General features: G+C 43.4%; 15 protein-coding genes. 1 reads left to right on the top strand and 14 read right to left on the bottom strand.

Going from position 1 to position 24,166, the window contains the following annotated elements; translation table 11 throughout:
• Positions 1-366: 366 nt before the first annotated feature.
• Positions 367-1,710 carry a sigma-54 dependent transcriptional regulator gene (locus K429_RS0101320; RefSeq protein WP_025725796.1) on the bottom strand — a complete coding sequence of 448 codons (1,344 nt, stop codon included), beginning with the start codon at positions 1,708-1,710 and terminating at the stop codon, positions 367-369.
• 279 nt (positions 1,711-1,989) lie between these two features.
• Between K429_RS0101320 and K429_RS0101315 the strand changes: the two genes are divergently transcribed.
• Positions 1,990-3,312: an aspartate kinase gene (locus tag K429_RS0101315; RefSeq protein ID WP_025725795.1), complete on the top strand. Its 1,323-nt coding sequence runs from the start codon at positions 1,990-1,992 to the stop codon at positions 3,310-3,312.
• A 259-nt stretch (positions 3,313-3,571) separates the two neighbouring features.
• On the opposite strand, the gene K429_RS0101310 is transcribed toward K429_RS0101315, so the two are convergent.
• From K429_RS0101310 to K429_RS0101250, 13 genes are all read right to left on the bottom strand, one after another.
• A complete protein-coding gene (locus K429_RS0101310) occupies positions 3,572-4,363 on the bottom strand; it encodes a GDSL-type esterase/lipase family protein (RefSeq protein WP_025725794.1) in 792 nt (263 codons plus the stop codon).
• Between the two features lie 18 nt (positions 4,364-4,381).
• Positions 4,382-5,569, bottom strand: coding sequence for an AGE family epimerase/isomerase (locus K429_RS0101305; RefSeq protein ID WP_025725793.1), 1,188 nt, complete (start codon positions 5,567-5,569; stop codon positions 4,382-4,384).
• Positions 5,570-5,962: 393 nt separating this feature from the next.
• A complete protein-coding gene (locus K429_RS0101300; RefSeq protein WP_007211743.1) occupies positions 5,963-7,342 on the bottom strand; it encodes an MFS transporter in 1,380 nt (459 codons plus the stop codon).
• A gap of 74 nt (positions 7,343-7,416) precedes the next feature.
• Complete coding sequence (locus K429_RS0101295) at positions 7,417-8,595, bottom strand: glycoside hydrolase family 130 protein (RefSeq protein WP_007211744.1); 1,179 nt, start codon at positions 8,593-8,595, stop codon at positions 7,417-7,419.
• Between the two features lie 15 nt (positions 8,596-8,610).
• Positions 8,611-9,723, bottom strand: a complete 1,113-nt coding sequence (locus K429_RS0101290) for a glycoside hydrolase family 26 protein (protein WP_025725792.1) — start codon at positions 9,721-9,723, stop codon at positions 8,611-8,613.
• 174 nt (positions 9,724-9,897) lie between these two features.
• Positions 9,898-11,574 carry a glycosyl hydrolase gene (locus K429_RS0101285; protein ID WP_155923368.1) on the bottom strand — a complete coding sequence of 559 codons (1,677 nt, stop codon included), beginning with the start codon at positions 11,572-11,574 and terminating at the stop codon, positions 9,898-9,900.
• A gap of 19 nt (positions 11,575-11,593) precedes the next feature.
• Complete coding sequence (locus K429_RS0101280) at positions 11,594-14,020, bottom strand: hypothetical protein (protein WP_025725790.1); 2,427 nt, start codon at positions 14,018-14,020, stop codon at positions 11,594-11,596.
• A 20-nt stretch (positions 14,021-14,040) separates the two neighbouring features.
• Positions 14,041-15,393, bottom strand: a complete 1,353-nt coding sequence (locus K429_RS0101275; RefSeq protein WP_025725789.1) for a glycan-binding surface protein — start codon at positions 15,391-15,393, stop codon at positions 14,041-14,043.
• An 18-nt stretch (positions 15,394-15,411) separates the two neighbouring features.
• Positions 15,412-17,136, bottom strand: coding sequence for a RagB/SusD family nutrient uptake outer membrane protein (locus K429_RS0101270; protein WP_025725788.1), 1,725 nt, complete (start codon positions 17,134-17,136; stop codon positions 15,412-15,414).
• 20 nt (positions 17,137-17,156) lie between these two features.
• Entirely contained in the window at positions 17,157-20,327 is a 3,171-nt protein-coding gene (locus K429_RS0101265; protein ID WP_369796067.1) for a SusC/RagA family TonB-linked outer membrane protein, read from the bottom strand.
• 214 nt (positions 20,328-20,541) lie between these two features.
• On the bottom strand, positions 20,542-21,525 hold the full coding sequence (locus K429_RS0101260) for a glycoside hydrolase family 5 protein (protein ID WP_025725786.1): 984 nt from the start codon (positions 21,523-21,525) through the stop codon (positions 20,542-20,544).
• A gap of 1 nt (position 21,526) precedes the next feature.
• On the bottom strand, positions 21,527-22,813 hold the full coding sequence (locus K429_RS0101255) for a cellulase family glycosylhydrolase (RefSeq protein WP_025725785.1): 1,287 nt from the start codon (positions 22,811-22,813) through the stop codon (positions 21,527-21,529).
• 26 nt (positions 22,814-22,839) lie between these two features.
• Positions 22,840-24,123 (bottom strand): acetylxylan esterase, encoded by a 1,284-nt coding sequence (locus tag K429_RS0101250; protein ID WP_022210179.1) that lies wholly within the window; start codon positions 24,121-24,123, stop codon positions 22,840-22,842.
• Positions 24,124-24,166 lie beyond the last annotated feature (43 nt).

Here is a 24,166-nt window from a genome sequence, read left to right as displayed (position 1 = left end):
TTGAAATAGAGAAATATCGACCGCTTTTTGACAAGGCTACACCCTTTTTGGAAGATGGTGTAACCTTTTAGTGATGATGGTGTAGCCTTATGAAGCAAAAGGTGTAGCCCTTTTGCGAATCACATCATCCATTTGAGTGAAATTGATGATCTGTTTGATTAAAACAGATGATATATATGGGCTGAATAGATCATCTGTGGGCTGCCAATAGATGATATAATCCTTATAAACTAATGTTATATTCTTCCAGAAGCAGCTTTCCAGCAGGAACGCTTGTTATTAATAACGATGAATGTTCAACATATAGCAGCAAAACTTCCCATTTTGGTATCTTATTGTCATATCAGATCTGATTGTGAATACAAGCTATATCCTATACTCCTCAATCTTCCTGTACAGCGTAGTCAAACCAATTTTCAGTAAACGGGCGGCCTCCGTCTTATTCCCCTTCGTGTACTCCAATACGCGCGCAATGTGACGACGCTCCATAGCCGAAAGTTCGAAGCTGCCAGGCGTCTCTTCATCCGACTGTTCGTAGTGGGCATTCTGGATGTCAAGTGGCAGATCGGCAATAGTCAGCTGTTCGCCTTCGCAAACAATAAGACTGCGTTCTATCACATTACGGAGTTCGCGGATATTTCCTTTCCACGGTTGTAACTCCAAAGTAGCGAGGAAGTCAGGGGTTATTTCAGTTACCGGGCGGGAAAGTTGTGCGGAAAAGTTCTTCACGAAAGCCTTTGCCAACAGACGGATATCTCCTGCGCGCTCACGCAATGGCGGCAGATGCACCTGGAATACAGAAAGACGATAAAATAGGTCTTCCCGGAAACGTCCTTTGGCTATTTCTTCCGGCAAATTACGATTCGTTGCGGCTATGATACGCACATTGACGCGTGTCGGCTTGGTGTCTCCTATCTTTATATATTCTCCCGTTTCGAGTATCCGCAATAGTTTGGCTTGCAATTCAAAGGCCATTTCACCTATTTCATCCAGGAAGATCGTTCCATTGTTCGCTTCCTCAAAAAGTCCTTTCTTATCTTTCAACGCCCCTGTAAAGGAACCTGCTTTGTGACCAAACATCTCACTTTCCAACAACTCCTTGCTAAACGAAGAACAGTTTACAGCCACAAAATTCTGCCGTGCACGCTTGCTGCTATAATGGATGGCCTGCGCAAACACTTCCTTGCCTGTTCCCGTTTCTCCGGTCAGCAATACAGGTACATCAGTCACCGACACTTTCTGCGCCAATAAAACAGCATCTTTCAAAGATTTGGACTCTCCCAGGATAGAATCAAAAGAGTACGCCTGCCCTACCTTCTTCTCAAGCTTTTCAAGACGGGCATTCATTGCGGCTTTCTCTACCGCACGACTGATAAGGGGAATAATCTTGTTATTGTCATCTCCTTTGGTGATATAGTCGAAAGCTCCGTTCTTGATGGCTTGTACGCCATCGGGAATATTGCCATGAGCTGTCAAGAGAATAACTTCCACATTGGGTGCAGCTTTCTTGATAGCCAACACCAAGTCTACCCCATTTCCATCGGGCAGAAAAACATCACACAAAGCGACATCGGGACTTTGCAGTTCCAACTGTTTCAGGGCAGCCCTGCAATCACCAGCCTGACATACTTCATATCCCTCCAACTCCATCATCCGTGCCAGCAGGGTACGGATTTGCACCTCGTCATCAACGATTAAAATCTTGCTCATATTTTTCGGATAAGTTTTAAACTGATAAATGCTAAAAACAGGGTGTGCAAATATAAAGCTTTTCCCTAATACGAACGGCACATCTTTTGAACTTTTATAGTAGAAAGCTTGAAAACCCCGAAACTGATTTTAGAGCTTAACTCCATTCGTACAAGGAGATAAGAGCAGAAAAGAGCAAACAGGCAGCGGGGAGTTTCCCTTCCATTTTGATAAAATCATTCTGAAATGGCAAGGGAGCTTCACAAAAAGATTTGATTAATAACTAAAAAAAAGAAGAATATGAGAATCTACAAATTCGATGGAAATGCAACCGCATCCGTAAGAGGTATGCAACATGTGGCAAAACTGATTCAAGACAATACGTCTAAAATAGTCGTACTATCCGCTCCCAAAGATGTTACCAAACATTTGGGCGAGGTAGCTGCCAGCTTCTTCAACCGAAACATAGAGGAAGCACACGACAAAATAACCCGACTGGAATTCCAGTTCATTGACTTTGCCAATGAACTACTTACGAACGACACTATCAAGCACGAAGCCATCCGGGGCATTCTCGACTGTTTCCAGGCAATATGGAAATACAGTATGGAACCTTTCTACTCTACCGATGAAAAGGAAATTCTGGCACAAGGAGAGTTACTGACATCCACCTTGCTGGGATTCTACTTACAGGAGCAGGGAATGGACAACAGCGTGATTTGTGCTTTCGACTTCATACGCACCGGTATGAACGGGGAAGCGGATGAGGAATATATCAGCCAAAAGGTGAAAGAGATATGTAAAGCATACCCCAATACACATCTGTTTCTCACACAGGGAAGCATTTGCAGGAATGCCTTTGGTGAGACCGATTACCTGAAACAAGGTGGAAGTGACTACACCGCTGCCCTAATAGGGACAGCTATACAGGCAGAGGAAATACGGATATGGACAGATGTCGATATACACAGCAATGATACACTGGTAGTGAAAGATGCCGACACCATAAGAAACCTGAGTTTCAGTGAAGCTGAACGGCTCATCTACTTTAATCCCCAAATCCTGCACCCGCTTTGTCTGGCTACAGCATGGAAAGAGAATATTCCCATCCGTCTGCTCAACCCGATGAATCCGACATCAGAAGGGACTTATATATCCGCCAACAGATTGAACGGAAACATGGTAAAGGCAGTCGCTACCAAAGATTCTATCACATACATCCGGTTCGAATCGAACCATACACTCCGGCCTTATATGTTCATCAGCAAGATTTTCGATATCTTCGCCAAATATAAGACGATGCCCTGTCTGCTGACTTCATCCAACGATAACATATCCGTAGCCACAGATGACAGGAACTTTCTTTCTCTCATCCTGCGGGAACTGAACAAGTATGCCCGGATATGGGTGGAAGATAAGATGAGTATCATTTCTGTGGTAGGAAACATGAAATCATCGTGCATCGAAACCGAAGCACGGATTATGGATGCATTGAGGAATATTCCGCTGAAGATGATTTCTTACGGAAGTGATGAGAATGATGTGTCGCTGGTGGTCAAAGTAACGGACAAGGCGGAAGCACTCCGGTTGCTTGACGAAAAGTTGCTTAAGAAGGCGTCTTGAAAAGATTCTCTATATCACCTGTTGGCGGAATTAATTCATAATGGGAAAGAAAGGAATAAAAGTGATAAGTGTTTGGTGGTAAGTGATTAGCGCCATTCAGCATATTATTTTTTAGACGCGGATGACACGGATAACGCGGATTTAAAAGGCTGCGCTATAAAAGTGAATAAAAAAAAGATCCGCGTCATCCGTGTCATCCGCGTCTAAAAGATTATTTATCATTTAATTCATAACCCTACAGAAAGAAATCAACCTGCACCTAAAAGAAATTATTCCGTATTTCTTTCGCAATATAACGCCCCATCAACTCCTGCCCTTCTTTATCGGGATGTAAGCCATCGCGCAGATAGCGTCCCCTGCCCGAAGGCTGTTCGAATTTCTCGGTTATACCACTATTGGAGTAACAATCTATCAGTTGTACAGAAAGAGCACGGCAGATTTCACGCAGAATGGCAATCTTCTCCAGATTACGTTCATTGCGGGTTACATCACCGGTCTGAATAGGGGTACAAACAAAAACACGACATTTGGGATAATGTTCCAGAATGGTCTGTATAGCCCAACGGGCACCACCTGCCATAGTGGTAACGTCCACTTCAGCAAGAGTCTTACCTTTCAAGGACTCTTCGGCAGAACCAAGGTTCTTGTCATTTGTCCCCATAGAGAAGACAAAGACATCAGGAACGGGATATTGTCCGTTTTCCACTTCAGCAATGAATTTCTGGATGTGAACCTTAGAAACATTATTATGCCGCATCTGCAATTCATGGCTGTCTTCTGTGGGACGCCAACCACCGGATATCCCTGCAAAACCTGTACTTCCATAATCCTGTGTATCGGAATGACAGGCCCAGGTTGCAGAACCTACCGCTACATTATGATGGGTGGCAAATCCAAGCAGATCGACCACCGTCTTCGACCATTGTTCACCCGCCGTGATGCTATTTCCATCACAGCCGAAATTCATCTTACTGAAATCAGGATAAAGGGACTGCGCTTGTAACGCAATCCCTATCCACAACACAACACAAAATCCAATCGATCTTCTCATTCTAACCTCTAAACCATTTTATGAAAAACGTTCCATTATCTCCATACACATACGTCCGTTATGATACGGGCATTTCCAAAATCCGGCCTTGTCATCTTCAATATTCACCATGCCATCAGCACGCACACTCCAATGCCACTCACCATTCCCGTAATCCACCAAATGCTTCTTGATGAAGTCCCAGCAACGGAATGCTTTCTGCAATGCTACTTCATCTTCAAAATATTGGTAAAGATTGACATGTCCCACCACATTTTCTGCCTGTACCCACCAATGACGGTCGGTATCAGTCTTCTGCTTACCCAGAAAAGTTTCATAAATCATGGCACCGTCAGGTGTCAGTCCTTCATCAGCTGCGGCGGCAATAAACTCAACTAAAGGTTCTACCTTTTCCAGTAAAGTTTTATCATCCAGAATCAAAGCGGCTTCATGTATCAGCCAGGAAGCTTCTATATCATGTCCGTAAGAAACAATGCGATACTTACTCCGCCAATTGTCATCGAAAAACAATTCCAGATGTCCTGTCTTAGGATTAAGAATCTTATCCGTGAATAATTCTATCAAATTGCGAAGTTGCCTCTTGAGGCGCTCATCTTTCCATACACGGTACAAATTGGTATAGGGCTCCAAGATATGCAAATGGGTGTTCATTGTCTTACGTTCGTTCTCGTCTTTATCGCTAAGACGCATATCGGCAATCTCTCCCCATTCTCGGGTAAGAGCCTCGCAATAGCCATTCTTCACAGAATCAAAGCTATACTTCTCGATATCCTCAAACAGACGAACGGCATATTCCAAAGCCTCGGTATCACCCGTGGCACGATGATATTCGCTCAGACCATAGATGGCAAAGCCGATAGCATAGATTTGTTTCTTTGTATCCAATGGGTGACCTTTATAATCGAGCGACCAGTAAATGCCGCCGAACTCCCTGTCATAGAAATGATCTATCACATAGCGTTTGGCACGCATTGCCGCAGACAGGTATTCTTCTTTCTTCAGCAAACGGTAAGCTGCCGAGAAAGTCCAGAGAATACGGGCATTCAATACAGCACCTTTTTCTGTTTCCGGCATCAAGATTCCGGTTCCCGAGATACGGCCATAAAAGCCACCGTTCGCCTTGTCTGTCATCTTGTTCAGCCAAAAAGGAAGAATGTTGCCTACTAACTCTTCTTCCATCTCTTTTCGCAGATTCGTGATGTTCATAAGATTTTGTTTTTAGTTTAACTTCTGGCGGGATTCATTTCTGTAGGGTTATGAGTTAAATGATAAATAATCTTTTAGACGCGGATGACACGGATAACGCGGATCTTTTTTTATCCACTTTTATAGCGCAGCCTTTTAAATCCGCGTTATCCGTGTCATCCGCGTCTAAAAAATAATATACCGAATGGCGCCAATCACTTATCACCAAACACTAATCACTTTTGTTCTTTTCTTTCCCGGTATGAATGAATTTCGCCAATGAGTTTTTTAGTTAGCTTATACTCCAAGTATTTTGCAGACCGACACATAGGTATTTGGTGGACCACCACATACGTATTTGGCAGATCGCTGCATACGTATTTGGCGGATCGGTAAATACGTATCGTATAATCCTCAGTCTGATGCTCGCACTTTCTTCAGTCCTTTGTTAATTTCCTCCACACGCTTCTTTGTCAACGGATAGAAGTACACGACTATCATTGCCACCACAGCCACAGCGGCAGGTATCCAGCTCATTAGCAGGTTCAGTCCCGTCAATGCTTCCGCTGTCTGCACGGCACCTTCCGCCGTATTGTAGCCGAATGACGCCAGTATCCACATCACAGCCGCACCGCCAAACGCACCGCCAAACTTCTGTGCCATAGATGAAGATGAGAATATAAGTCCTGTCGAAGCCGTTCCGTCCTTCAGTTCGGCATAGTCCGAAACATCGGCATACATACTCCATATCAATGGTGAAACGATACCCGTACAAATAGATATAATGATTTGCATTATCAGCATCAACCAGAAACCAAACGGTGTGCAAGGCAGGTAAAAGAACAGGATACTCAATACCGCCAATGCCGCCATCGTGAAAATATAGGTAGACTTCTTACCCAACCCACGCGAAAGGGGAACAGCCAGTACTACCCCTATCATATTAGAAACTTCACCCACTCCGAGGAATAACCCCGCATAGAACAAAATCGTGAAGTCACCCAAGTTTAAAAAGATACTGTCACCTATATAATCTTTAAAGAAATAAGCAGCCGTAGCACCACGCACCGTATTAAACAAGTTAGAACACAATGCCGCACCTATCAGCAACCACCAGGGAACATTGGACAACAACGACTTGAAGTCCTTCCCGATAGAAACTGTAGAGACACTCTTTACATATTCCCTCGTCATACTGAAGCAAAGCAAGAACACAACAAAGCACAATGCAGCAATCACAATCATGGAATATTGCCAACTGACGGTCACTGAACCAGTCATCTCCCTGAACCATGTACAAAGCGGTTCCCAAGCAAACAAGGCTATAAAACTACCACCATAGGCAAAAAACATCCGGTAAGAAGAGAACACGGTTTTCGTATCCGAATCGTCCGTCATCACTCCCAGCATAGCCCCATAAGGAACATTGATAGCTGTATAAACCGTCATCATCAGAATGTAAGTAACGTAGGCCCAGACGAGTTTCCCCGTAGGTCCAAAATCGGGCGTGGTAAACATCAATATACCGCAAACAGCAAACGGAAGAGAAATCCACAGCAGATAAGGACGGTATTTTCCCCATCGCGTATGTGTTCGGTCGGCAATGATTCCCATCATCGGATCGGATACCGCATCCCAAATGCGCGTTACTAACAGTAGGACACCTGTGTCCGCCAGGCTCAGCCCGTATATATTAGAATAGAATATAGGCAGATAATAGGAGAATATCTTCCAGAACATAGAGGAAGACATATCACCAAAGCCATAACCAATTTTCTCTTTAAGTGTTGCCATAGGTATGAAATATGAGGTATTAAGTATCAGGTATTAAAAAAAGAGCATAAAAGTACAAAAATAGCGCTTCATACCTAATATTTAATGTTTAATTTCAGGTTCTTGTCGATAAGCTTCTTCAAAGTCTCTACGGAAGCGGAAGAAGACAAACCATCGACCGGAGTATTCATGCAATAATCTACCAATTTATCTACAGTAGAGGTAGCCACATGCATCCGCGTATCCGAAGACGCATAGTAGATGAATACCTTACCATCTTCATCGGCAATCCAGCCATTGGTAAAGAGTACATTGCTCACATCACCAATCCGTTCTTCTCCTTCGGGAGCCATGAAATAGCCACCGGGAGTAGCAATCAGTTTCGTAGGATCATCCAGAGCCGTCATATACATATAGAGCACATAACGCAGTCCGGCAGCACAGGCCCGTACCCCATGCGCCAGGTGAAGCCAACCTTTTGGAGTCTTTATGGGGTGAGGTCCTTCACCGTTCTTCACCTCTTTAATAGTATGGTAATAACGGTAGTCTATGATCTTCTCTTCTTTTACCTCGGCATGAGTCATATCATCTACCAATGCCCAGCCGATGCCTCCACCACTTCCGGCATCAATAAACCCATCTTGCGGACGGGTATAGAGCGCGTATTTACCATCTACAAATTCAGGATGAAGGACTACGTTGCGTTGCTGGCTCTTAGTTTTCAGATCCGGCAAACGTTCCCATGTCTTCAAATCCTTGGTACGGGCGATACCTGCCGTAGCCGTAGCCGAAGATAGATCTCCCACGGGTGCATTATCATCATGGCGTTCGGCACAGAATATACCGTATATCCAACCATCTTCGTGTGCTGTAAGACGCATATCATATATATTAGTAGCCGGAATCACATCCTCGGGCATAGTGACCGGATAATCCCAAAAACGGAAGTTATCCACACCGTTGGGGCTCTCTGCCACGGCAAAGAATGATTTACGGTCAGCCCCCTCCATGCGCAGCACCATCAGGTATTTGCCATTCCACTTGATGGCACCGGAGTTGAGTGCGGCATTCATGCCGATACGCTCCATCAGATAAGGGTTGGTCTGTTCATTCAGGTCATAGCGCCAGAATACCGGTGTGTGCGCTGCCGTCACTACAGGATATTTATAGCGCGTAAATATGCCGTTTCCTTCCTCTATCGGCTCGTTCGTTCTTGTTATCAGTGCCTCATGCTTCTGAAAGAGTCTTGTTACCTTCTCATTAAAAGTTTCCATATTGATTGTTTTTTCTTATTTATACAAAGAGTTTATGTCTGCCGCAAAAAGTGTCTTAGGATTATTATAGAATGTCATGAAATCCTCTGCTGAGGTCTGTCCGGGATAGGGAGCATAAAAGTGAGTGATACGCTCACGGGCATTACGCCACACCAGAACGTAAGCTATCGGATAATTTCCAATGCCCGGCAACAGGGTCTCCGTCCACCACTTCGGATCAGGGATGCCTTCATATCCGGTTTCGGTAATGGCAATTACTTTATTGTGCGCTTTACCGATGCTGTCCACAATGGCAAGTGATTTTTCAAGATTGGCGAGATACGTATCACGCTCGAATTGATAAGTGTCGAAGCCAATCAGATCAATAAGTTCATCACCGGGATAACGTTTCAGATATTGTGCGGTATCCTGAGGTTCTGAACCAGGCGAGTAAGCATAAAGTGCATTATCCACACCATCGTTACGAAGGATATCCACCGTCATATGCCAAAGCGCCTTGTATTCTTCGGGAGTACAAAGTTTTTCGCCCCACCAGAACCAACTGCCTGTATGTTCGTGCCACGGACGGAATAGTACCGGAACCTTTACCCCCTCTTCTGTTTGTAGAGAATTGATAAAAGCTGATACTTTACTTACCCAACCGGTAAACTTCTCATGATTGGCTCCACCGGGTAAGATAGATTTCACCACCGTCGTATCCGATACATCCCAGGAGTCTCCCCCCGTCAGCGGATTGCGCAGATGCCAGCTTAAAGATGACATTCCGCCCCTCTTATACTGATTCAATATCTCCTTTCTTATTTTAGTAAACGGAACTTTATCCAGACTCATAGTATCACCCAGTTCTATATGTCCCAAGTCGAAACTTATAACTGCGGGATAATCTCCACAAACGCTCTTCACATCAGAACGTCCTTCGTCGCCTTCCCAACCTATACCGTAGTTGGTATCATCATGATGCCCGAACATAAAGCCCCGGGATGATACTTTTTTAAGATTGGCAAGCAGGTTCTCAGTTTCAGAGGTACGTACTGAACTTCTTTCCTCCTTTTGTGATTTCTGAACCGGTCCACACGAGACAAGACTTCCTATAAGCAAAGTCATTGTTAATAATCTAATGTTTCTCATAATTACGTTTATCATGCTTCTATCCTTTTAGTTCTGCGAAGATAGCAGATAATTTACAGACATATTGATACTATTTTATCTCTTTCCAACCTTATTCAATCAGGGAAAAAAGCGGCTTCACCTGCTTGTGATAAAGCCGCTTCCGATCCCTGATTATGGTCCTCTATCAACCAACTACTTCATGTCAGGTAAGTCCTCACGGGATATCACGAAATTTTGTTCCATAGCATCTTTCCACCAAGCCTGATCAGCATGTGGCGTTTCCGCGTCTTCCGCGTCATACCAAGGCATAAACCAAGACCAGCGTGCACCGGCTGCCCATTGCTCGGAAATCTTGCCTACCGTGCCACACTCGCTTAATGCAACCATCTTATTGCCATAAGCTACTACTATAGAACTATAATCTGAAGCACAAGTGCTTGCATCTTTCGTATAAATATCACGTCCCACAATATCCACATAAGCATCACCCGGATACCAATCGTCATCACCGGTTTCAGTAGTCCATACCCAGATCAGGTTATTCAACCCTTCTGCCTTAAAGTAGTTGAACATGGCAATCCACATATTCTTGAAGCTTGTGGCATTCTTACCCCACCAGAACCAGCCACCGGCAGCCTCATGGAATGGACGCCAAATTACAGGAATGCCTTCATCTTGCAACAGTTTTAAATTAGCCGCAACTTTAGCCAAATCTTCAGTAAAGACTTTATTCTCCCAAGTTCCCTCAGTCAAAGCATTGTCTGCATCAAAATCCGTATCTTCCCTATAGAATGCATATTTAGTATCACTTGCCGAACCACCTTCCAAATAAACGCCAGTAACCGTATAGTCGTGACCACCGATAATCAAACCACCATCTTTCAGAGATGTCAGAACAGCTTCGGTAATCTCCAATTCAAAGTCACCTGTAATATCAAAATAATCCATACCTGGAGCGATTTCAAGCCAGCTACTATTTTTAAAAGAGCCTTGTGCACCCGCAGCTATATCTTTTACAGTTACTCTTACTTTATTCCCCACTTGTGCCTCAGCAAAAGCAGCTTTTGCTGCATCATCCGTCAACTGAACATTTCCACTCCAATCACCGGGCATAGCCTGTTCGCCCGTCCATAGCCCCTCAGAGAAAACATCAGGTGCCTTTGTCGGCACATTCCAATGCCACATAGCAGACACTAAACCACCGGCATTCCACCAATCTTTCACAGGAGTAATATCACTATAGTTAATCCAGTTTGCACCAGAAGCATACAGATGCACATAGTCAAAACAATTGATAGCAGGATACTTACCTGTCCACTGATATACCTGTTCCGACTTTTCCGTATTCCAATTCACATTGGCCATCATAGCCGAAATAGTCTTGCTCTCAAAGTTTTCTAACAAGTATGCATAAACTTTCTGTGCAGCAGGAGTAGCAGAAGCATTTACCAACGATTTATCCAAAGCAACGGTAGTAAACTGAAGAGATACAGCCGGAGCAGGCATCTTATTCGGCCCCAGCACTACACCTTCGGGAATAGAGAGAGAACACACAGTTTCGCGTGTGGGTACTTCTACAGTCAGTGTCAGTACATTACTGGACCCATATACATCAGCACTAATCAGCGTGCCACCCGTAAACGAAATTTGCTTCAAGTCTTCCGTAGCAAAGAACACGTTTTTGTCATACTTCACCTCAATGGTGATTTCGCCTCTCTTCACCTTGGCAGCATTCGCCTCCGGAGTGGTGGACACCAGTACAGGTGCCTCCACTTCGGGAATGGTATATTGTGCATCAGTATCAGTGCAGGATACAAATCCAAAGGCTGTTGCCACAAACAGGGCAGCCCATATCTTATTCATTTTCATAATATTCAATCTTTAAACATTAGGGTAATATGGTTATCTTACTAATGGTCATTCCATCTCCCTGAATCAGCAACCCTGTGGAACTCCAACCGTCCCCTCTCACGCCTTTCAGGCAATCAACCATCTCTTGAGTAAGCAGTAATTCCATAACACGGGCAGATGCATCGCTCCATTCGGCAATCGTTGTGAGTGCTGTCCAGTTCGCATCATTGATTTGGAACTGACCTGTTCCGCTTACATAAAAATGAATAGCAGATTTTCCTGCAACAAGTTTCATGTCCTTAATGGAAGGTTCCTTATCAATCAAAATACGAAAACGACCTGCGTCATCCCAAGTCACAGCAATTGGGAAAGGCATCAAAACAGATTGATCATCCTGTCTCACTACACAGTTTTTCAAATCCTGTTCAAGCGAGATTTCCCATTCCAGCGTCACGCTACTGAATGTCAATTTGTCCCCTTGGATAATAATACCCGCATCGTTGATGCCTTCGCACTCTTTCTGTTTGGCCTGAATGTTATTCAATATTTCTTGTGTCAACACCAAAGGCGTAGAACGATTGGCAAATGTCCAGCCATAAATATCGGTAGGGACTAACATTCCATTAACCTTAAATTCACCCTCTGTAAAGTTGATGCCGGAGAAATCACCATAATTGATTTGAGCCTGTCCCCAATCGTCTACCTTCTGCGCATAATGCAACACCATGCGGGCACCGGCAGGCACATCCTTGAAGGCAGAAGCCGGGATGATGACACGGCCTCCCTCATTCCAAGTTATGTCGACCAAACCTTTCCAAACTTCATTCTTGATGTTGGTGGCAGGAACAAATGCGATGGCGTATTCTATCGATCCATTGGCCGATATCAACTTCACCTTTGTATTGGCATTGGCTGTCTGCGGAACAGCTATGACAAGTGTATTGCCATTGATAATAAACTGGACAACTTTTCCGTCCACTTCCACACCGGTCAGTTTGTCGCCATTTTCCACAGCAATGGTAAATATCTCTCCACCCTTCAGTTCTTCATCTTCGCCCGGCAATACAGGAATGTAGCAAAATTCGGGTGCATTGATAGTAAGAATCGTTGTTTCAACGCTCTCCCCATTGCTCATTACCAAGGTTAATACACCCGATTCAGTACCCATTGTAGGCATAGCGATGGTCAACTCCGTAGTAGAGGTTGGAGTAACTTCCACTTCGGCTCCACCGGTATAAACGACCTTAGCTATTAAATCTAGATTTTTACCCTGAATAGTTACATCACCGCCCAAAGAAACGGCATCATTGACAAATGCTATGAATTCAGGTTTTAGAGTGGTAATAGCCACCGGTACAGAAGTACCACTTGCCGTATTCAATAACAATTCACCACTGATAGCTGCGACAGGCATCACCACTTCCACCTCGGTAGCACTCTTCGCAGCAGGTTCCACAGCCTCTTCCACACCTGGGAATGTAACGGTAGTCACCAGTTCCATGTTGATACCCGTCAATGTAATCATGTCACCACCACGCAGTCCGCTAGCCGGAGTTGCTACTACTTTTTCGGGCAGTGCCATGCCAATGTTGGCAATAGCTACTTCCACACCCGAAGCGGGAATCATCACAACAGCGCCATTCGTTGCATTCTCTGGTAATATAAATGTGATAGTTTCTTCACCTTCCCCTGATTTGGCATAATCAAATTCCACTTCTTCCCCATTCGGCATCTTCACAATATTCACCAAATCAAGGTCTTTACCCTTCACTACAATCTCATCACCCGGTTTCTTTGCTGTCAGATCAAGCGGTGCTTCTACAGAAGGCAAAATAACAACAAGTCCCTTCACATGGATTAAATTACGCAAAGCATCGGAATCCTCGGAAGAAGCATCGGCCAAAGTCACGTCACCGGTTCTTGCTTCCATTGGAACTTTCACCTGGATTTCCTTGCGTGAGTGAGCTATGAAGTCGTCCTCACCCACTGGCAACTCTTCAAAGAAGATTACCTCTTTGATAAGATTCAGATATTCACCCTTGATGACAAGTACTTCGCCTGGTTTCACCGGATTAGGTGTAATCGTCTCTACGCCTATAGGCTCGGTATAAGTAATCTTAGTCTTTGTAGTAATCTCTCCCGTAGGTGTTTTCAGAGTAACATATCCCACTTCAGCCGTTTGAGGAACGGTTACACGTATCTCATTCGCACTGATTACTTCTATATCAGTAATCTCCCCGCATCCGGGAATAGATATAGATTGTATCTTGTCCATTCCGCTACCCAGGAAGCGGAGTTCACCGCCACGGGCTACAGGACTGGGACCAAACACATTCAAACTGATACCACCTTTATATTGGTTAGTATCTTCTTCATCTCCATCATCGCAGGCCGAAAATGACAAGCAACCCAAGAGTATGAGGCACATCATCCAAAGTGCCGAAAGTTTATATGTCTTGTTCATATCTATAGTATCTTTAAAGGTTATTTATTGGGAACCGCACGGATATTATCAAGCTTGATAATCGGCGTACACTCTGTACCATTCACTCCTCCGCCTACAACAAAGAATGTCAGGCTGGCAAAATCTCCCGGTGAACTGGGAACCTCTGTCGCCATAGCTCCTTGTCTGGTATAATTAAAATTTTTCAATGGAATGGTCACTGTTATCCAGCTGTCACCGGTATCGAAAGAACCGTTTGTGGTCCAAGGACGATACAAGGCACGACCATAATCGCCCAAGCCATCTTCACCATTGAAAGCTTTGGCATTGGGACCGGCTATGGTGCCGTTGTAACCTTCAATGGCATATCCTGAAATAGTAACTTTATCATAACCCTCGAAACAAATCTGCATAGCTCCGGCACTCCACGGATTAGTAGATGGAACATACATCTCAAATTTCAGCGACATATCAACATAATCAGTAAAATCGACTAAATTATGAAGCGCTATGCCATCACCCGAAGTCACGTTTTGTGGAGTATCCCAAGAACCGCACCAATATTCGAACGCGAAGTGTGTGTCGTCCCATGCACCATCTTCTGTCATAGCAGAAGTACCATCACCCAGCTGAACGAATTTACCGGAAATAGATGTAGCGTCAGAAATTATATCTCGGGCATGCCAGCCATGATTTCCCAGCCCCGTAACACCATCAAAATCAAACAGCATTCCACGGGTATCAAGATAATGGAACGTGGAAGTCGTAGTACCATAGATTGTTGTAACATCTATCGTACCTTCTTCCGAGCATTCGGGCATTACAAAACTGATAGAGCTCTGAGAGATGCTAGTAAAATCTTTAACTTCCACATTACCCGGCAACGTAACCAACAATGGCACATTAGGATCATCCACAAAATAGTTACCGATAATGCTCACTTCGCTACCTACAGGAGCATATTCGCAAGACATGGCGGTAAGCGTCGGAGCAGGCACTGTAACTTCAAAGTCATAAGTTACAGTATCTTTGCTTTGTGTCACCATATATATTTTGTTAGATACTAGTGTAGGAATAGTTTGTGGTACATCAACAATCATTGTATGATCGGTCATAAAACTATTGTTGAGAACAGCCTTTTTGTCATTGAAATACAATTCGTAGATACTGCGCAGATTATCACCCACAAGGCAAATAGAGCTGCCAGTAGTCGCAGCAACAATCAGCGAATCAGAAGCAGAAGCCTTTGGTGAACGAATGTAACGAACTGTTGGAACACCGCCTGCCACCTCATATTTATCAGGTTCATCTTCACAGGAAATCATTGCAAATCCCGCCGCAGCTATAACTGCTAAAACGAGACTTTTCCTTATATATTTATTCATTAATTTCATTTTGTCACAAGTTTAAGATTAATAACTGTACTCGCTACGAACATCCACATGAACAGGATCTTCCATCAAATGAGGATTGAAAACCACATCTTCCGTCGGAAAGGGAAGAGTGAAACTGGACACTGTCACATTCGGTGCGGAAGTGGTGGTATCATAACTCATAGAAGCGGTATCAACCGACCAACTTCCTGTTTCACTATAACCTTTATAAAGATCGTTCAAGCCATTGAAATAATTACGTTTCTGACTGGTCAATTCATTAATACAGAATTGTGAATTATAATATGATACACGAACATAATCAAACCAACGATCACCTTCCATAGCCAGTTCCAAACGACGTTCTTTCCATACATCTTCCCAAGTAATAGACGATGGACGCTCATAAGTAGCATTGGCACGATGACGAACAGTATAAAAAGCATCTATCGCATCAGCGTCTGTAGTTGTTTTGGCTGTTCCCATCTTTGCTTCTGCATAAATCAAATAGACATCAGACAAACGCAACAAGTGAGTCGCCAAACTACTATACATATAGGCAGCAGAAACGCCCGTACCATTCACATGATCCTGTGCATTACCATAGAGGTGTTTCACAGAGTTAGACCCAGTAGAAGATTGTAAAGAACCTGTTGCCGCCGCATTAAAATCTGTATCATAGATAAATTTAATATAATCAAATCCACCTTTATCAGCCCAGAAATAACTGTATTTATCACCCGCCAACATCATTGTTGCCTTACGTCGGGAATCCGGTCCATTCACCCAGGCATCGGGAGTTTGCTCCAGCAATTTCACACCAAAAGCTTCCTGAAGATCAACAGACATACCAGCCCAACCGCCCCAACAGTCACCAAATTCATCAAAGCCTTCAATAGCCAAATCAGATTGTAACGTATTTTGTGCAGTCCAAACATTGCCACTGGCAGTCCAACGCCAAGCTATCAAACTTTCTTGACTCTTGTTGTTGGCCAAGCGGAACACATCACTATAGTTATTTAATAAGCTACGACCTGAATTATCAATCACATCTTTCGCATAATCAGCTGCTTTAGCCAGGTCCGCAGCATCCAAAGAACCAGAGACACCAGCCTTAGTCAGATAAACTTTAGCTAACAAACCTTCCGCACAATAGTAATCGATACGTCCCTCTGAACGTGATTTGGGCAAAAGTTCCATTGCCTTCTCCAAGGTCATTATGATATATTCATAAACATCCGCTTTCTGAATCTTGTATTTTTCATTATAGCTGCCAGATACCAGATCGGCCGTATTATCATGTACGATAGGTACATCACCAAAAGAGCGCACCAAATAAAAATAGGCCATAGCTTTCCATGTCAAACATTCACCCATACACTGATTCTTCACGGACGCTGATGCAGGAGACCCCTGAATACTGTTATATACGGTATTGGCATGACCGATAACAGCCCATAAAGAATAAGACATATTCACCAAATCTTCATCCGTACCATTCACTGTAAAAGTAAGATAAGGACTGCTACCCCAATAATAGTTACCAGAAAGCACCTCACCCACTTTAATAAAACCACGTTGAAAATCATACCACGGTGAGTTATACAAATAATTCACACCTGCAATGCACTGATCATCTGTTTGATAATAGTTATCCGTATTATAACTATCTTCGGTAGGTCTGTCAAGAAAGTCTTCGCAAGAGGTTATTCCTAAAGCCAATATAGCCGCAAACATACCATATTTAATATTACTGAATTTCATATTCCTTCAAGATTTAAAAGTTAAAAAGTGATATTCAAGCCAAACGAGTAAACTGTAGGAGATGGATAACGTCCATTATCCAAACCCATCACATTGGCTGCCGCTGTGCTAACACCAATCTCCGGATCGTAACCGTCATACCCGGTAATCGTTAACAGGTTCTGAATGTTGGCATAAAGGCGCAAATTCTCAATACCCCACTTTTTAATCATCCCCTTCGGAAAAGTATATCCTAAAGTGATATTCTTTAAACGTACATAAGAACCATCTTCCACATAGCGGTCGCTAACACGATCATTGTCATTCGGGTCATTAACTGATGCCCGGGGAATAGTAGCATTAGGATTAGTAACATACACGTTGGTAACATCATCATACCAATGATAGACCGTCACACCATTTACAGAGACTCCACTTGAGTAGTCTTTTGTAGCATCAATAGGAGCAAGTTGCGCACGACCACCGACAGTCGTTAATTGATTTGTCCAGGTTGAATTCATGTGAGTCAGTTTCATACTCAAATAGTTATATACCTTATTGCCTACAGAACCATTGATGAACAGAGAAAGATCGAAATTCTTATAACGGAATGTATTTGTCCAACCAAAAGTGAATTTAGGCATCGGAGAACCGATATTAGTACGATCATTCTCATCAATCACACCATCACCATTCAAATCTTTATATTTAACATCACCTACCCAAACTGTATTGTTTTTATTAAAGACACCATTTGCCGGATACTTGGCCGGTTTTGCGGAAGTCTGCAAATCTTCCAGATCCTTATAAACCCCATCGCACACATAACCGTAGAAGTTATATAGAGATTCACCTACATTGGTCACACTAACAACATCGGTCCACTGACCATAACCCACAATCTGGGCAGCACTTGTACCCGACAAAGCAATTAGCTTATTGCGATTGAAGGAAATCTGAAAGTCAGAATCCCACTGAAAAGTACCAATCAACGGATGAGTATTCAATGTGATTTCCCAACCTGTATTCCGAATATGACCGTAGTTACCCCAAGGTGCCGCCAGTGCAGAAGATGCATTACCACTTGTACCCATATAGGAAGGCAATTGCATTTGCATCAACATATCCTTAGATTCTTTCTTATACCAATCTACTGTCAGATTAACGCGATCATCGAAGAAACCTAAATCCAAACCGACATTAATTTGCTCTTGGGATTCCCACTTTATACCCGTATTAGCAATATTAGCAGGACGATAACTCTTGCCAAGGTCCGTATTCATGATAGAAAGAGCAGATCCCCACTTATAACCACCAATACCTTGGTTACCTGTTTGCCCCCATCCAAGACGCAACTTACCGTTGCTAATGATATTTCTTATCGGTTCGAAGAACTTTTCATTAGAGAAACGCCAAGAAGCAGCTACAGAATGAAAACCTGCCCAACGATTTTCAGAACCAAAATTTGAAGAACCATCATAGCGGTAAGTATACGTAGCCAAATAACGATCTGCATAATTATAAGACCAACGAGTAAAGAATGAAGCCATCGCCGAACTACCGAAACCATATCCGATAGAGGGTGTACCATCACCTAAAGCCGGATTATGTACATTATCAGACGGTAAGTCTGTATTGGCAACACTTGAATAATCATAACTGGATTCCCAACACTCTTGTCCAAGCATTACCGAAAAACTATGTTTATCAATGTTCCCGTTATAAGTAATATAATTCTTCAGCTGCCAAAACTTTGAACTATTCTTTTGAATACTGCTGGAATTTGAAGCACGCTTCCAAGTACCCAGATCAATCATTGGTTTATAACGTTCAGCTTTACTAGAACTAATATCATAGCCTAATTCAGAATGCCAAGTCAAATTTTTAACAGGAGTAATCTCTAAAAATATGTTACCCGTCAGTTTCTGACGTGCTAATAGAACATCATCCTCCATAGCCATAGCCACCGGATTAGGATTAGTGTAACCTTCTTGGGAAACAGAAGAATAGCTACCATCTACATTATATATAGGAATGCTCGGTATAGTAGTCAGAGAGTAATTAATCAATCCTTCATCACTATCTGCCAGTTTAAGGCTTTCATCCGTATTTGAATAGGTAGCACTCAATCCCAACTTCAACCATTTCTTCAGTTGGGCATCCAAATTGGTACGTACACTGAAACGCTCAAAACTACTTCCAATAATAGTACCATCTTGATCCATATAAGATCCTGAAACGTAATACTGAACTTTTTCAGAACCACCTTGTGCACTAACCTGATGCTGATGCTGCAAAGCTGTCTGGAAAATAGCATCTTGCCAATTAGTACCTTTTCCCAGCAAAGACGGGTCTGAAAGATAGTTACTTTCTGTCGCTTCACCTACATTGACAAAATCATTATAGAAACCTGCATATTCACGCAAGTTCATAGTCTCAAGACGCTTGGTCTGACGCTGAACAGCAAACATACCATCATAAGAAAATTTGGCCTCACCACTCTTACCACGCTTCGTAGTAATCAATATAACCCCATTGGCTCCTTGTGCACCGTAAATTGCAGTAGCAGAAGCATCTTTCAATATCTCCATAGAGACGATATCAGCGGGATTAATGGTTGATAATGGAGAAATAGTAGATACTGAACCATTACCCAAAGCATCTCCCAAACCAAAATCAGCGCCACTTTGTCCACCACCTTGTACAATCACACCATCAATTACATACAGAGGCTCTGCACTAGCATTGATAGTAGCCTGACCACGCACGCGAATGGAAGAGGAAGAGCCTGGTGCACCAGAAGTGGTTACCGCCGTCACACCAGCGGCACGTCCCTGCAAAGATTGATCGAGGTTGGTAATAATCGAGCCTTTAATTTTATCTTCGCCCATAGAGACCGAGGCGCCTGAAAGGTCACTCTTTTTCATTGTACCATAGCCTACAACGACCACTTCATCCAGAAGTTCAGAGTCCTCCTTCATTACCACATTCACAACTTTTTGTCCCGCCTTCAAGGTAATTTCCTGCTGTTTATATCCGATACAGGAAATTACCAGAACATCTTTACCGGTCGGAACACTCACACTAAATTTCCCATTTACGTCCGCTATAGAACCGGTACCGGTTCCTTTTACCAGGACATTGGCGCCAATCAGAGGGGAACCATCCGTACCGTCAGTAATTGTACCGGTAACTGTGGTCTGTTGGGCCATCACATGACAGCTCAGGAAGAGCGTCATCAGAAACAACATAAAGTTCTTCATACTATAATTATTAGATTTAATATGTCACAAATCTTTCACGACAAAGGTAGATGATATCAGTGGCGCAAACAAGTACAATTTTATCTGGAACTAATACTATATTTACAAAATAACAGTATCAGTTCCATACCCTTGCTTTAATGTCTGAATTGATTATATGATTCTATTTTTTCTGTAGTTCATCGCGTACTATCTGCCCCCATTCCTTCATATCCTGATCAGCCCAATTGCCGTCAGAAGAAGCTGAGGGGAGAAGCATTGAGCAAGTCTCATTCTTATCCGAAACAGACCACGCTACCCAACTTATGGAACGTTGCTGCATCCAGTCCAGCCAGTTTTGCCACTCTTCTTTATTTACCGCACCGTCGCCACTGGCCTCCATACCGGCACATTCAGATATAAATACCGGAAGCCCTTTGCTCAAAGCATAGTCTGTACGGTCACGCAACCATTGTCCGTGAGTATTAGCATAAAAGTGAACAGTATACATTATATTATTATAACCGGTAATAGGATCATCTGCCGCCAGGTGAATATCCTGATCCCAATGCGGACAACCTACCAGAATAACAGCCTCTGGTTCTATGGCACGGATGGTTTTGATAATTTCGACAGAATAAGCCTTCACTTGTTCCCAACTATCTTCCACCGGTTCATTAAACACTTCATAAATCACATTAGGGACACCCTTATAACGGGTTGCCATTTGTGCAAAGAATTCCTTGGCTTCTTCCTGACGCAGATTATGGCTATGCCAGTCAATGATTGCATAAACATTATTTTCAATAGCCGCATCCACTACTGTCGTGACACACTTAATGCCAAACTCCGGCTTGTACACATAGCAGGCACTATCCAAGTCCACTCCCATAGAAGCTCGAAGCACCTCCGCACCCCAATCTCCAGAAAGATAAGCTACGGTAGAAGCATTATAGAAACGAGGCCAAAACTGATGCCACCCATAACTGACACCTTTCAGAACAACCGTATCGCCCTGTTCATTCATCAATTGCGTACCAGTCACACACAGACGGGGCAACTGCTTTGCAGCACCTTCCTTATTTGCTTTTTTAGACGCACTCGCCCCACATCCAAACATTGCGGTCAGCAGGCAAACGGCCAACAAACTTTTCCAGATATTCATCATATTATTTCAATTTTGCATTTTCAGTTTTTATAATCTCAACAGTAGTATCCGTTGCAAAAACAGAATTCAATCCCTGCTCTTCCTGAGCCGGATCTCCGGTGTAATCATCTCCTTTTTCCCAATAGATATGGTCGGAATTCTGTTCAGCAAAACCACCCCATGCCCAAAAGTTACATCCGGCAAAAAGTCCGCCGTTCTCCCGGTCCTGACGAATCAAATCAAATACACATTGATAATATTCATCACGAACTTCTGTCGAAGTACTTTTAGAAAAACGAAAACCGTCACGAGGGAAGCCAAATTCTTCAAGTACCACAGGCTTCTTATATTTCTGCGCAACCACCATGTGATCATTAATATATTTCTTCGTATTCTCCTTAGCTCGCGGAAGAAGTTCTTTCAAACTATCAGCTTTTACCCATCCCCAATTATAAGGCCAAATATGGATATTCAGATAGTCAATATTCGGATCTGCATGCACTCTTTCATATAATGCAATATCCCCCTCACATCCCGCAGCACCTTCACTTCCCGAAGAAACCATATGATTGGAATCAAGTGACTTAATAAGAGCGGCAACATCTGCCATCCATTGAGCGAAAGGCTCCTTGTTTTCATCGGAAAAAGCGCGAGGCTCATTGCCTATCTGCCAGGACATAAGCGTTGGATCATCCACATATTTTATCTGATTATACCTATTTGTTCTTGTGACGATGTCTTTGACATAATTGGCAAACAACACCTTCGCGCTATCCGATTGCTGAAATTGTTTCACATACTCCATATAGGCAGGCCAACCGTCTATTGCAGGCACTACAGCCTTACCGTGTCCCGACCATTGCAGATATACAGAATAACCACCACTCCACTCCCAAGAGTTATTCAAATAAAGTACGGCAGTCATATCCCGTTTGCGCAACTCATTCATGAAGTAATCCAATCCGGCTAAAATAGTATCATTATACACACCGGGAGCTACTTGCAGAGAAGGTTGTACACGGGTTTTCACACCATTTTCACCGTCCGCACCTACCAATACACGCAAATTATTAATACCGATACTTTTCAGAAAATCCAATTCTTTATGCAGACGTTCACGATTGCCTCCTTCACCTTCAGAACCAAGAATGGCACCATACCAGAAATTGGTACCTACATAATAATAGGGTTTTCCATTACGGATGAACTGTCCGTTCGCATTCACATGAACGAATGAGTTTTCAACAGGTTTAGGAGTACATGCACCCAAAAAGGATAAAAGAAGAGTCAATAAGAATAAGTGTCTCATATTATCAGGTTTTAGTAACAATTTTATCATTTCCCTATTCCCATCTGTTTCCACAGCCATGCCAGCCATTCGTCCCATTGTTCCTGATACCAATAATGACCAGTTTCAAGATATGGATGAAGTTCTTTGGGAGAAGTCACCGCATTATAAGCGGCATACATGGAAGTCGGCGGACAAACATCATCATTATATCCCCAACTGAACCAGCCGGGTACTGTAAGACAACGGGCAAAGTTCGCCGTATCATAATAACGCACCACTTCCAGTTCTTTAGCATCGGGAGCACCATAATAATAGAAATAATGCGGCCAGCCACAAGCACGTTTCTTCATAAAGGCTTCATGATCGCACAGTGCCGGATGAACGGCAGCAAAGAAAGTGACGCGCGGATCAAGGGCCGCCGTCATCACAGAAAGTGCCCCACCCTGGCTGGAGCCTGTCACACCAAGTGCCTGCCCGTTATATTGCGGCAAATCACAGATGAAATCTACTGCACGCAAAGCACCGATAATCACCCGGTGATAATAGAAATTCCTCAAATCATTCCGGCAGAAAGTCCAATAACCATTCAATGCACCATTCATCAGGTTATCATAAAAAGATTGCTCCATAGTAACGGGAATACCATGGATGCCAACCTCCAATGTGATTGCACCTTGTTCCGCTGTATAAACATCGCCGGCATACGGACGAATACCTGCACCGGGCACACGCAACAGAGCCGGATACTTACCTTCTTTTTTCGGTACACAGAGGACACCATAGAAACGGGAACCCCAACGATCTGTCTGAAAGCTTACATGATAAACATTGACTGTCGCAGTGCATCGTTCGGGAAGCAGAGTCATCAAGGGTTGAAGCGATGTCCGACGGGCACCTTCCAGCTCTTTCACCCAAAATTCACGAAAATCCGCAGGAAACTCCGTAATAGGCTGCAATTGTTCGGGAGCATAAGCAGCGGTCGCCAATCCTTCGTATTTACGGTCACCTACATGTGCCGTCACTTTGCAACGCAGGAATCCGGGTGTCTTCATCGTCCCTTGCAACTTTAATTCACCATTCTTCAGTAATACGCCTTTCTTGACTTCGGTAGGATACATCTCCGGCCCCAGCTCATAATCCACCGTCACGTTCTGCAAAAGATTCTGAGCCTTCAGCACCCTCACGGTAAATGTACATTTGTCATTCAAACGATAATTCCAATCGGTATGATCAGGAGAAACCATTACACGGATTTCATTACCGCGTATCTGCGCTGTTGCAGCAAGCATACACAACAGACATCCAAAAAGAAGTGATATTTTTCTCATGGTAGAAAACTAAGATTTGTTCGTTGTTGCAAATGTACGTGGT

This window comes from Bacteroides sp. 14(A), assembly GCF_000526555.1.
Classification (GTDB): Bacteria; Bacteroidota; Bacteroidia; order Bacteroidales; family Bacteroidaceae; genus Bacteroides; species Bacteroides cellulosilyticus.
Note: the sequence above shows the minus strand (reverse complement) of the source record. Positions and strands in the feature narration are given on the sequence as shown.

Excerpts from the sequence above, each read along its gene's own strand:
- K429_RS0101320 (WP_025725796.1), bottom strand. The coding sequence starts at position 1,710 with ATGAGCAAGATTTTAATCGTTGATGACGAGGTGCAAATCCGTACCCTG.
- K429_RS0101315 (WP_025725795.1), top strand. The coding sequence starts at position 1,990 with ATGAGAATCTACAAATTCGATGGAAATGCAACCGCATCCGTAAGAGGT.
- K429_RS0101310 (WP_025725794.1), bottom strand. The coding sequence starts at position 4,363 with ATGAGAAGATCGATTGGATTTTGTGTTGTGTTGTGGATAGGGATTGCG.
- K429_RS0101305 (WP_025725793.1), bottom strand. The coding sequence starts at position 5,569 with ATGAACATCACGAATCTGCGAAAAGAGATGGAAGAAGAGTTAGTAGGC.
- K429_RS0101300 (WP_007211743.1), bottom strand. The coding sequence starts at position 7,342 with ATGGCAACACTTAAAGAGAAAATTGGTTATGGCTTTGGTGATATGTCT.
- K429_RS0101295 (WP_007211744.1), bottom strand. The coding sequence starts at position 8,595 with ATGGAAACTTTTAATGAGAAGGTAACAAGACTCTTTCAGAAGCATGAG.
- K429_RS0101290 (WP_025725792.1), bottom strand. The coding sequence starts at position 9,723 with ATGAGAAACATTAGATTATTAACAATGACTTTGCTTATAGGAAGTCTT.
- K429_RS0101285 (WP_155923368.1), bottom strand. The coding sequence starts at position 11,574 with ATGAAAATGAATAAGATATGGGCTGCCCTGTTTGTGGCAACAGCCTTT.
- K429_RS0101280 (WP_025725790.1), bottom strand. The coding sequence starts at position 14,020 with ATGAACAAGACATATAAACTTTCGGCACTTTGGATGATGTGCCTCATA.
- K429_RS0101275 (WP_025725789.1), bottom strand. The coding sequence starts at position 15,393 with ATGAAATTAATGAATAAATATATAAGGAAAAGTCTCGTTTTAGCAGTT.
- K429_RS0101270 (WP_025725788.1), bottom strand. The coding sequence starts at position 17,136 with ATGAAATTCAGTAATATTAAATATGGTATGTTTGCGGCTATATTGGCT.
- K429_RS0101265 (WP_369796067.1), bottom strand. The coding sequence starts at position 20,327 with ATGGCCCAACAGACCACAGTTACCGGTACAATTACTGACGGTACGGAT.
- K429_RS0101260 (WP_025725786.1), bottom strand. The coding sequence starts at position 21,525 with ATGATGAATATCTGGAAAAGTTTGTTGGCCGTTTGCCTGCTGACCGCA.
- K429_RS0101255 (WP_025725785.1), bottom strand. The coding sequence starts at position 22,813 with ATGAGACACTTATTCTTATTGACTCTTCTTTTATCCTTTTTGGGTGCA.
- K429_RS0101250 (WP_022210179.1), bottom strand. The coding sequence starts at position 24,123 with ATGAGAAAAATATCACTTCTTTTTGGATGTCTGTTGTGTATGCTTGCT.